Source organism: Streptomyces sp. NPDC048291 (assembly GCF_043201715.1).
GTDB lineage: Bacteria > Actinomycetota > Actinomycetes > Streptomycetales > Streptomycetaceae > Streptomyces.
In genome coordinates, this window is record NZ_JBICZC010000015.1 from 325041 (window position 1) to 334814 (window position 9774).

The following is a 9774-nucleotide window of genomic DNA, read 5'->3' on the forward strand; positions in this document are numbered from 1 at the left end:
CATACCCAGGGCCGGGGCGACGCGACGGTCCTCACACTTTTCCCCGTGACCTACTTGCTGGGCCGAACACCGCCGTTCTTAGGGACGGACTGCCCGCAGACGCCCTCACTGGCACGCTGTCCGTCCCTGGCGGGCAGCGGCCGACTATCCACCGGAAGGACTGACCATGCTGGCCACCGCCGAACGCATCCGCCCGGACGGGGCTCTGGGGCCCGTGGAAACCGTCTGGCATGTCCCGGTCGACCCGCAGTCGTGCGACGGCGACTGCGACGCCCACCAGACACTCTGCGACGACGGCCCTGGCATCGGGATCCCCGGCGGCATCCGGGACGTCCCAAGGGACCTGAGCGGCCGGTCCGGCGAGCGTTGGTGCCCGCCGTGTCTGGCCGTGATCGAGAGCGGGGGCGTCGCGCCGGCTGCTGCCGCAGCGGAAGGGGCTGACCCGATGAGTGCGGATGCGCTGTACGAGCCGCGCCGGCGTGGTGCTCCTGCCGCGCGACGCGGACTGGCGCGCGGACACCTTGCCAGGTGACGAACTTTGACTGCTCATTCCGTTCGGGGCTGTGTGACAGCGAAGAGCGCGATGAGCCGCCGCTGACGGAATTGGCGGCTCAACTGCCAGCCGGTCAGCACGAGGACGAGGCCCCGGCTGCGACGGCCGAACGCGTCCAGCGGCAGGGAGGTCAGCGGCAGCAGTCGTAACAGCAGGAGCGCGGCGGTGCCCGCCACCAGGATCGGCACCAGGACCAGCACCGGGTCCGCGGACGCGCTCCGGTGCCCAGGCCGGCGAGCAGTGAGTGGTGCCGCCGCAGCTCCAGATACCCCAGGGATGCGACGGCCAGCAGCGCCGGGTCGGCACCCAGCCGCTGCGCGGCAGCGGCCCGTGCGCTGCGGGTCGGCCGCCACCGCGTCGACGGCAGCACGGGCAGCAGCACCGCCGCGGCGTGCACCAGCAGGGTCAGACCCACCGCCGCCCCGGCTACCGGGGTGTAGCAGCCCGGGCAGGAAGGGCGCGGCGACAGCGGCCGGGACGCCGGTGAGCGCCCACTCGGCAGCCGCACCGCGCAGCAACCGCAAGGTGCCAGCCCCTCTGGCCCGTTGCAGGGCCAGCTCCTTGTGCCGATCCACCGTTAACTGACGAGCGGCTAGCACCGAGGTGGCCAGGGCGAGGGCCGCCAGCATCGCACCCGGCAGGTATAGCGACGACCTGGCTGCCACCGACGGCACCGTCAGGTCGTCGATCGCGCCCGACAGACCGGAGACCACGGTCAGGTCGTCCAGCGACGGCTGCCGCCCGCCGAACACAGACACACAGCTCTGGCTGCCGGAGAAGGCGCGCAGCCGGTCGTGGAGCCCGGCGAGGGCGCCTGCGCCGATGCGGGAGAAGTCGGGCTGAACACTCCAGCGGGCCGTCAGCTGTCCGTTCAGGACGGCGCTGCCGTTGAGCGCCGACGCTGACACCACCAGCAGGAGCTGGTCGGCGGTTTCCTCCTGGGGCAGGTTGCCGGCCATCGCGGGCCAGAACCCGACGGCACAGGTTGTCCGGAAGACGCCGGTGATTCGCAGGGTCATGGCGCGCCCGAAGCCGTCCTGCACGTGAAGGCCGGCACCGGGTCCGACGCCCGGACGCTTGGCCAGCGCCCCGGGCACCGCCGCATCGACCGGGGCGGTGGAACCGGTGGCGACCCGGACATGAGCAGCGAGGTGAACGCGTCGGCCGGGGCGTCGGCAGTGCCGGCGGGCCACCGCCCGGTGACCAACCGCCCGAACCTGCCCGCGCCTTGCACCGCGACGGGGCGCAGCACCTTGATCGCGATGCTGGAACGAGACCCCTCCAGGACGGCGGTCTCAGCAGCCCACAAGACGGCCCGAAGGACTGCCGGGGACGGGGACGCGGTCCTCATCTCTCTGGTTCCAGACTAGGCTGGCGCCAACGCCTACGTGCCCACGGGCCGCGGGGCGGTCGTCGAACTACCTGACCGTGGATGAGACGATCATCAAGGCCTTGCCCTGAATATCGAGTTCGCCACAGACAAATGGGACGCGATCATCGACGAAGGCATGCGGCTCACCCAGCAGAAGATTGAAAGCGCCCCATTGCTCTCGGCGTTCCTGCCTGGCTGGAAGGCCGAGCAGCCTGCCGAGAAGAGCGTCCGCCTGGCGGCAGAAACCAGCTGACCCGCTGCTCAGCGCAACTTTGCCAACGAGCAAGGCATGAAGCGCGGCGCAGGCGATGAGGCTTCGAAGAACACGGGCACTCCATCGCCGCGCCGCCGTGATGGCGCCCGCACAGCTCCCTCTCTTGCTGCAGCGCAGGCCCTCAGATCGTGGAATCACCGGGCCCCACGGGGAAGAAGCCTGGGCGGCCGTCGGCGGCGGTGAAGTGGTAGGTGGTGGCCTCGGAGAGGACGCCGAGGGGCGGATCGCCATTCTCGATGATCACAGCCTGGCCGGGGAAGGCGAGCATGTCCTCGTAGAAGCTGTCTACGACGGTGGATTCGATGCGCACGTCGGGTAGGTCAGGGTCCTGTGGGAAGTTTTTCTTCACTGGCTGGCGGTATGTGACCACGGGGGAGTCCAGGACGACGAAGCCGAGGTGGGGAAGGTCTCGTTCGATGCAGAAGCGGGCCAGGGAGGTAGTGAAGGCCGAGTGCAGTACGGATCGCACGCCCTTGCCACGACCGGCGCGCGGACGGCCCCCGGCCCGGATCTCGGCGTTGTACTGGTCGTAACCGGAGTTGTCGACTGCTGGTACGTCCCAGCTGCTCAGGGTCTGTTGGAGGACCGAGTCGAAGTCGTTGACGACCCGTGCCGCGATGTACGCCGCAGGCCGGGTAGCCGGCACCGCTCCCTCCCCGTAGAGACGAGAGCGTTTGTCTTCAAGTTCCGCGATCCGCGCATGGAGTTCCAGGCTCCGCTCGACTGCGGATCGGGCCTCCAGTAGCTCCTGAAGGCCCTCTCTGAGCGGTGCAAGTTGACTCTCGGCTTCGGCGATGCGTTCGTCCACCGCCTCTAGGCCGTTCTTGACGGCCTGCCAGGTCCGGGCGCCTTCGTCCTGTTCGCTCGCGAGGTCGGCGATAGTCGGCAGGAGGTCGTTGAGTAGAGCCGTGGTCTTCGCGGCCTCCGCCTGCACCGCAATGTGGAGCTGAGTGGCCTCCTGCTGGCTGTGGCCGGGGTGTTGGTGCTCGGGATCCGCCCCGCAAAAGACGCAGGTTCCGACGCGGAAGTAGCCGAGGATGCTGCCAGCCTCGTTGACCATAACCAGACGCTCCAGATCGGAGCGGTACTGGTCCTCCAGCAGGCGAAAGCGTCCCAGCAGATCGCTGACCTCGGCCAGCCGCTCGTCCAGCACCGCAAGTCGGCGGGCGTGGGTCATACGGTCGCGTACCGCTTCGCGGTGCCCTTCGTCGGCCGCGCGTAGGGCATTGCTCTGTGCGTCGATCGCGGTGTTGATCCGTGCCAGGCGGTCCCTGAGGTCGCGTTCAGACTCGTTCGACTCAAGCTTCGCGGACCAGTCGATCACGAGTTGGTCCAGAAGACTGATCTGTCCCCTGTTCACACGCCGCTGTCCCGCGTTGGGCCCGGTATCGATGGACGGGTCTCCCTCCCCGGTCAGGAGGAGCCGCATGACTGATGTCTCTGCGGCGCGGGTGGTGGCGGTGCCGGTGCGCAGGACCGGGGAGCGCATGGCGATCATGCGGTCCTCCGTGACCACGGACAGGTGCACCAGATCGGTCAGAGCCAGGGATCGGGTGCCACCGGCTTCGTTCTTGCGGATGAGGACCTCGTCTAGGCCCATGGCGCGCATCAGGTGGACCGAGAGGCTGTTCTTGCTGCGGGCGTTGTGCACCGAGTTCACGAAGGCATCCGCCGGACGGTGAACCAGGTCGCGGAGGTCCTCGTGGTGCACGTGCGTGGAGTTGGTGCCGGGGCGCCGGACGAGGGTTAGCGGGCTGCCGTCGGGCAGCAGCAGTCCGAGGAGGATCTGGGTATATCCCTCGGCGTGCGAGGGCATGGTCAGCTGGGCGCCGCCGAGCATGTACTCGACAGACCTGACGATGAAGGTCTTTCCCGTGTCGGAGGCGCCGTAGATCGCGGTGAGTTCGGGACCGAAGACGATCTGCGCTGACGGCTTGCCCGAGCCAGCGTAAGTGAGGTGGACCAGCTGGAGACTACCCACGAGGGCCCTCGAACGGGCGGGTGGTCACGGGGGCGGGGGGAGTCGTCAGCAAGGACCGGGTAGTGGCACGAACGTCGGTGTCCGGAGCCCATTGGTGGACGGCCCACTCGGCGCGCTCGCGGAGCCGCAGGACATACGGGGCTTCGAGGACGTCCACGAAGGCAGGGCCGCGCTCAGTGGCCCGGTAGACCAGGCCGGTCCCGTCAGCGTCGAGTTCGGCTAGGCCGGCGCGGATGAGCACCAGAAGCGCCTGTTCGAGGACTGCGCGCTTCAGGCCGAGCTCTCCCGAGTGGGCGGGCAGGTCCGGGTGCAGGCTGGGCGGTCCGTCGAACTCTCCGCTGTGGAGCACGGCATGGTCCAAGAGCGTGAGCTGGGCCAGGTCAAGAGCATCGGGATGGCTCTCCGAGAGCAGCACCAGCGCCCGCACGCCGATCTCCAGCGGGCTGTTCAGAGGTTTCATGCCCCTTCTCCCTCGCACCACGTGAGCTCGTCCTCGTTCGCCAGGTGATGGCATACCCCGGTACGGTCCAGAGTCCTCACGTGCTGAGCGAAAACCGTCTGCGTCAGCCCGGCACTGATCGCCCGCCCGGTGACGGCATCTAGGCGCTTCCACCCTGAGGGGTGGTCATCCCTCGCCACGTCGACCACAGCGTCGTAGATGTCCTTGACGATGGCTTCGAAATGACCGGCAGGGTAGGCCTCCTCCCCGAAGCGGCGCAGAGACTCGGCGCTGAAGAACGCTTCACGCTGGTGGCGCAGGTGCGGGCCAGCCGTGGGATGCTGCGCGACCTGGGCCATGGTGCTGGCATCACTGGGCCAGCGCTCGGCGTAGACCTGAACGAGTTGCTGCACGTAGCGGGCCTCGCGCGGTTCCGGCTCCTCGGGTGGTTCCATGACGGCCGGGCGGGGCGGCGACTGCGGCGGGAATCGCTTCACCCAGAATTTAGTGGTCTTGTGCTGTTCGAGCATCTTCTTCATGTTGACGGTCTGAAAGATCTCGAACGATGTTTCCGCCGCCAGCTCCTCGGCCTCGCGTCTCAACCGCGGGCCCAGGTCTGTGATCACCTTGTCCGTGGTCACGCGCAGTGCCTCCACGAACTCCTTGCGGGTACGGAGGGGGCGTTGCAGGGCCTGCTGCAGGCTGGGGCCGATGGACGGGGCGACGAAGGTGTATTGCTCCGGCACGATGAACTGATCGGTGACCACGCCCGCGAACATTTTGCGAATCTCACCCGCGGCGGTGCTCCATGCCAGCGTTCCCTTGTAACGCTTGCACTGGTAGTTGTGCCAGGGGCCTTCCAGGCCCTGGCGGGTGAGGAATGCGGCTACGTCGATGCCGTGGTCGCCAGCGCCTCCCTGGCGCTCCACCCGTACATACTGGCTGTCCAGCGCGGGCACCCACTCCTCGACGAACTTCTCGAACTCGTCCGGAGGGTAGGTGAAGACGACCTGCTCAGGCGACGGCATGGCCGGAAACTGCATGGCCATTGGATAGTTGAGAATGAGCGACGGGGTCACGTCCGCGGGGGTGGTGTATCGACGGCCACTCGGTGATCTCGTTTTGAGGCTATGCGGTGAGTTCGGTCGGGAGGATGGTCTCGTCGGTTTCTGACTCGATCGAGTGGAGGCGGGCCTTGGCCAGCAGGTCGAGGCCCATGTAGCGGCGGGCTTCGGTCCACTCGTCGTTCTGCTCGGCCAGGACCGCGCCGACCAGGCGGATCAGGGCGGTGCGGTCGGGGAAGATACCGACCACGTCGGTGCGACGGCGAATCTCCTTGTTCAGTCGTTCCTGCGGGTTGTTCGACCAGATCTGCCGCCAGATCTCCCGCGGGAACGCGGTGAATGCCAGCACATCGCCCTGGGCGGCATCCAAGTGGGCTGCGGCCTTGGGGAACTTGGCCTCCAGGGCATCGAGGACGTGCCGCATCTGGGCCTGGACTGCGTCGGTGTCGGGCTGTTCGAAGACGGTCCGCAGCAGCGTGGCCACCCACGGCTGGGCCGACTTGGGCACCTGGCTCAGCAACGCGCGGGCGTAGTGAGTGCGGCATCGCTGCCAGCTCGCGCCGGGCAGGGTGGCGCCGATCGCGTTGACCAGGCCCATGTGCGCGTCGGAGATGACCAATTGGACCCCGGACAGGCCACGGGCGATCAGGGAGCGCAGGAAGGCCAGCCAGCCGGCGCCGTCCTCGGCGGTCGCGACGTCGATGCCGAGGATCTCGCGGTGCCCGTCGGCGTTGACACCGACCGCGATCAGCGCGTGGACGTTGATGATGCGGCCGCCTTCGCGGACCTTCTGGGTCAGTGCATCGACCCAGACGAAAGCGTAGGGGCCGGCGTCCAGGGGCCGGTTGCGGAACGCGGCGACCTGCTCGTCCAGGTGCTTGGCCATCGCGCTGACCTGGGACTTCGACAGCTGAGTGACGCCCAGGGACTCGGCGAGCTTCTCGACCCTGCGTGTGCTGACGCCGAGCAGGTAGGCGGTGGCGACCACCGAGATCAGGGCCTGTTCGGCCCGCCGACGTCGCTCCAGCAGCCAGTGCGGGAAGTAACTCCCGGACCTGAGCTTGGGAATGGCGAGTTCGACGGTGCCCGCCCTCGTGTCCCACTCGCGCGGGCGGTATCCGTTGCGGTGGTTGACTCGTTCGTCGCTGACCTGGCCGTATTCTGCGTTGCAGAGGGCGTCGGCGTCGGCGGACATGAGCGCGTCGGCGAACGTCTTGACCATGGCGCGCAGCAGATCGGGACTCGCCGCGGCGAGGTTGTCCTCGGCGAGGGCGTGCAGGGGCAGACTGTCAGGTGCGGTCATCGTGCTGATCTCCTTCGGGCTTCGACACCTCGAAGATCAGCCGGTGGCCGTTCTCGTATCCGGGCCCTCACCCCGACGCCAGGGCAAACGCCCGGATCAGGTGGAAGCCCGTACACCACTTCTCAGGACGCAACCAGCGACGGGGCGCCTTCCCGGCTTGTTGCCCCCCGCGGGCCCTGACTCGGATCCAACATCTCCCCCTGATTGCCTCCGCCATTTTCCGCGATGGACCCACTAGAGGTATCACTGGCAGGTCGTTCACGAAAAGACCACAACCGAGCGAATACGAGCCAGGGCCTGGATGCCCAACAGTCAGACGCCTGTGTGCCGGGTGTGGGCAGGTGCCTCGTCGGCAGACCGGAGCAACAACTCCCGCACCGTGGTACCGGCGCCACAGAGCACGCGGCAGCGGCAAACACTCGACCTGGGCAGGTGTCGCGGCTTTTACGCGGCGATCCCCGCCACCCCAGCAGCCAGGACGCGCTGCTCCTGGCCGCGCATGTGGTTACCCACTTCGTCAGGACCTGGCGGGACGCCGCCGCAGCCCGGCCCACGGCCGAACAGCTTGTCGCACTGGTGGCGTTGAGGCAGGCGCTGGTCAACGCCAGCGACGTCGATGCCGCCCGGACCTGACCCGCCGTACGCCGGCGCCGGGCAGCCGCTTACGCTCCTACGGCGCCGTTGCCCGGGCGGGGCCCTGCAGGTCCGCCCGGGTCCGCCGGTTGCCTGCCCCCGTGTGCGAGCTGACGGCGGCGGAGAGGCGCTGTTGCGGCTGTGTGTGGGCCGTTGGGGTCCGCGGATCGGCTGCTGCTCGAGAGCCTGGACAGCTGGCCTTGCCGAGGACTCCGCGGAGCGCCTGGTGTGACCGGCATGCCCGACGCTCTCGGTTGTCATACGGTGGCCGCCACTTCCACGAGCGCGGCGACGGGTCAACTCCGCGCCCGTGACCACACTCTGCAGGTACCTCCGAGTCTGCCTATACAGGAGATTTTGTCGGGCAGAATGGCGATATGTCTCACAATGTGGCCGTCGGCGGAGACGGAGCAGTGCGGGTGGCTCCTCGTGGAGGCTGGGACCGGGTCGTCGAGGGACATCACCCCCTGATCGACAAGCTGGAAGTGCACTGCGTCGTTGGGGTGATGAAGGGGCGCCTGCACATCGCGGTTAGCGCCGGCAGTGACGCCGGCCTGTACAGGATCTTCGCTGACGGCCTGTGCGTCACGGTGGCCCGCGCAGCGCTCCAGAAGGCCGGCGCACTGGCGCAGGACCGCACCATTGCGGTGTCCCCCGGTGAAGCATGGCCGCGCGACTACGTCGTTGTCATGGAAGACCACGCGGTCACCGCCGACGGGGAGGCCCGCGGCGAGTTGCTCGTGGGCTTCTCACCGGACATGGATCCCTGCCTGCTGGAGGCCTTCGCACCCCAGATCGCCGACGCCATGCGCCCCCACATGATCATGGCCCCCGTTTCGGGCCGGAGCATCTCCGCGCTGGAGGGCGTCGCCGCGTCCGAACTGCCCGCCCCCCGCCCCGAGTCCGCCCAGGCCGCCCGCCCGGCCTGCGACGACGGCCTGGTCGTAGGCGGCCCCGTCTTGCAACGCTTCTGGTTCGGCACCGACGGCCAAGAGACCACGCCTGCCACGGATTTCGACTTCGGGCAATTCCGCAACCGCGTGATGAACGACAGCGGCGCCGCGCAGATCCTCGCCGAGGAACACGGCCTGAACTGGGACGAGCTGACCGCCGAACAGCAAGAGCAGATGTATGTCCCGGGCCCGGCACCCGCCCATCCGGGCCTCGACGTGGCCGCCCTGATGCTGCGCACCCGTACCGAGGATTGGACCTGGGACGGCGTCTACGCACGCGTCTCCCCGCACCGGCTCACCGATGATCTGACCGACGTCCATCCGACCGATGTCAGCGCACTGCGCCGGGGCCTGGTCGCCCCCAGTGCCTTCGCCCCCGACCGCCGGCTCAGCCCGAACAGCCGGCTGTCGCATGCGATCGCCGCGGTGACCACCACCGCCGCCTACCTGGCCGTGGACCACACCCACTTCATCCCCGAGTACCTCGCCCTCGACGTCGCCACCACGGCCTCCCTCAGCCAGAGCAGCCGGGCCGCCCTGCGGCTGCCGGGACCGTGGGCGATGCTCCTGCACGAGCCGGTACCTCTGACCGCCGTCCAGGCCGACGACGAGGAACTCGATGCCCTGCTCGACGGGCAGGTCCGGGGATCCGGCCACGCTGTCCTGGGTGCCGTCCTGGCCGCGCACCCGGACCACACACTCGACACCAGCCTTGGCCTTGTCCTGATGGCGTCCGTCCACCCCGAGCGCGGTAGCCAATGGTGCCTGCAGCCCGCTCTGTACGGGGACCACGGAGCAGGCCGCCTGCTGTACTCCTACGCCGGGCAACTGGCCTTCGCCAAGTGGCGCAAACCCCTCGCACCGCTTGTCCAGGAGCGTGGCAAACCCGGCTCGGTGAAGGCCCTCAAACGCCTGGCCAAACACCCGGACGCCCGAGCCGGAGGACTGCATCGCATGAACGTTCTCCACTACACCCCGCCCCCAGCCGAGCCCCGCCCACCGGCCGACCCGGCCAGCGGCTCCGGGGCGGAACTGGAGTACGGCACGTGGCGCCGCGCCAGCTGGACGGAGAACACGCGCATCGGAATCCGCGACGCGAACGGCGACGGGTGTGGCTCTTCCCGAGGGATGATTGCTGCTCAGGCCGTGAGGTCGTAGTTGTGCTGGTCAGGGGCGGGGTAGAGCCGTTCGTGTTCGCGGGC

Annotated in this window: 8 protein-coding genes; 3 read left to right on the plus strand and 5 right to left on the minus strand. The window is 68.5% G+C overall.

What is annotated here, in order from left to right; genetic code table 11:
- The first annotated feature begins 166 nt into the window (after positions 1-166).
- Positions 167-532 (plus strand): hypothetical protein, encoded by a 366-nt coding sequence (locus ACGF5O_RS37850; RefSeq protein ID WP_393814450.1) that lies wholly within the window; start codon positions 167-169, stop codon positions 530-532.
- 14 nt (positions 533-546) lie between these two features.
- On the opposite strand, the gene ACGF5O_RS37855 is transcribed toward ACGF5O_RS37850, so the two are convergent.
- The 5 genes from ACGF5O_RS37855 to ACGF5O_RS37875 all read right to left on the minus strand — a co-directional run bounded on the left by ACGF5O_RS37855 (position 547) and on the right by ACGF5O_RS37875 (position 6986).
- Complete coding sequence (locus ACGF5O_RS37855) at positions 547-1596, minus strand: hypothetical protein (protein ID WP_393814451.1); 1050 nt, start codon at positions 1594-1596, stop codon at positions 547-549.
- 724 nt (positions 1597-2320) lie between these two features.
- Positions 2321-4180, minus strand: a complete 1860-nt coding sequence (locus ACGF5O_RS37860) for a hypothetical protein (protein ID WP_393814452.1) — start codon at positions 4178-4180, stop codon at positions 2321-2323.
- Positions 4173-4640, minus strand: coding sequence for an ABC-three component system middle component 2 (locus ACGF5O_RS37865; protein ID WP_393814453.1), 468 nt, complete (start codon positions 4638-4640; stop codon positions 4173-4175). Before ACGF5O_RS37865 ends, ACGF5O_RS37860 begins: the two co-directional genes overlap by 8 nt.
- Complete coding sequence (locus ACGF5O_RS37870; protein ID WP_393814454.1) at positions 4637-5698, minus strand: ABC-three component system protein; 1062 nt, start codon at positions 5696-5698, stop codon at positions 4637-4639. Before ACGF5O_RS37870 ends, ACGF5O_RS37865 begins: the two co-directional genes overlap by 4 nt.
- A gap of 49 nt (positions 5699-5747) precedes the next feature.
- Positions 5748-6986: an IS256 family transposase gene (locus ACGF5O_RS37875; RefSeq protein ID WP_393814455.1), complete on the minus strand. Its 1239-nt coding sequence runs from the start codon at positions 6984-6986 to the stop codon at positions 5748-5750.
- A 432-nt stretch (positions 6987-7418) separates the two neighbouring features.
- Between ACGF5O_RS37875 and ACGF5O_RS37880 the strand changes: the two genes are divergently transcribed.
- On the plus strand, positions 7419-7619 hold the full coding sequence (locus tag ACGF5O_RS37880; protein WP_393814456.1) for a hypothetical protein: 201 nt from the start codon (positions 7419-7421) through the stop codon (positions 7617-7619).
- A gap of 419 nt (positions 7620-8038) precedes the next feature.
- On the plus strand, positions 8039-9730 hold the full coding sequence (locus ACGF5O_RS37885; RefSeq protein WP_393814457.1) for a hypothetical protein: 1692 nt from the start codon (positions 8039-8041) through the stop codon (positions 9728-9730).
- Positions 9731-9774: the final 44 nt, after the last annotated feature.

What these genes read in the sequence shown, in the direction of transcription:
- ACGF5O_RS37865 (WP_393814453.1), bottom strand. Translation starts at nt 4,640, where the DNA reads ATGAAACCTCTGAACAGCCCGCTGGAGATCGGCGTGCGGGCGCTGGTG.
- ACGF5O_RS37875 (WP_393814455.1), bottom strand. Translation starts at nt 6,986, where the DNA reads ATGACCGCACCTGACAGTCTGCCCCTGCACGCCCTCGCCGAGGACAAC.
- ACGF5O_RS37850 (WP_393814450.1), top strand. Translation starts at nt 167, where the DNA reads ATGCTGGCCACCGCCGAACGCATCCGCCCGGACGGGGCTCTGGGGCCC.